Annotated in this window: 1 protein-coding gene; it reads left to right on the top strand. The window is 42.8% G+C overall.

All coding sequences use genetic code 11. The features are described 5' to 3' along the window. Positions 1-1,230, top strand: a 1,230-nt coding sequence (locus VXQ92_RS19115; RefSeq protein WP_416682860.1) for an acyl-CoA dehydrogenase domain-containing protein, incomplete at both ends; no start/stop codon positions are given.

The following is a 1,230-nucleotide window of genomic DNA, read 5'->3' as shown; positions in this document are numbered from 1 at the left end:
GAATGGGACAGTAGAGGGTGAAGATGTCTTCCTTCCAATTGACTGGATTATTGGCGGACAAGAAAATGCTGGTAAAGGCTGGCGCATGCTGATGGAATGCTTAGGTGTTGGCCGAGGTATTTCACTGCCAGCATTGGCCACGGCCGCAGGTGAAATGAGCTATCTCACTGTCGGTGCTTTTGCAAGAATTCGTCAACAGTTCAATATTTCTGTCGGCAAATTTGAAGGTGTACAAGAAGCTAGCAGTGAAATTGCCAGCGATGCCTATATGCTTGAAGCATTTCGTTATTTAGTGACGTGTGGTCTAAACCAAGGTGGAACCCCTGCTGTAATGACTGCCATGGCAAAATACTATGCAACTGAAACGATGCGTAAAGTGGTTAATCACGGAATGGATATTGCTGGAGGACGTGCAATTCAACTTGGGCCACGCAATTTCCTTGCTCTCACCTATCAAGCAATTCCAATTGCTATTACGGTAGAAGGTGCAAATATTTTAACCCGCTCATTGATGATTTTTGGTCAAGGCTCAATGCGCTGTCACCCTTATCTTTTTGAAGAATTGCAATTACTTCAGTCTGACGACAAAGCCAATGCCGTACAAAAATTCGATGATTTGTTGTTTAAACATTTAGCCTATACCTTTAACCGCGGTGCTAGATCATTTGCTTATGGTTGGACAGGTGGTTCGAGTGATGCGCCTCAGTCAGCAGATCAATTCACTGCAAGTTACTATAAAACCATCAATCGTTTTAGCGCCAATTTTTCACTTGTTTCCGATATGGCGCTAGGATTACTCGCAGGAGATCTAAAGCGTAAAGAAATGCTATCAGGCCGCTTGGCAGATATTCACGCGCACTTGTTTATTGCCACTGCAATTTTAAAATATTATGAGGCTGGACAAAAAACTGAAGCTGAACAACTTCATGCCAAACTAGCACTGCAAAAAGCATTTTTGAATATTCAGGAAGCATTTTGGGGACTATTTGACAACTTCCCAGCCAAGCTTCCAGCAGTATTTGTCAAATGGATATGCTTCCCGTTAGGTCGTGTGATTTCAAAACCTGACGATGAGTTAAAACAACAAGTTGCTGAACTCATGATGGAAGAACATCCGTTTAGAGAGCAACTCAAACGCCATGTGTACTATTCAACTGAACCTAATGATGTCACTGGTCGTCTAGAGCACACGTTCCAAATGTTAAGAACCATTGAACCGCTTTGGGATAA

It is taken from the genome of Acinetobacter sp. 228, from assembly GCF_048147885.1.
This window is presented reverse-complemented; position numbering and strand designations above follow the sequence as displayed.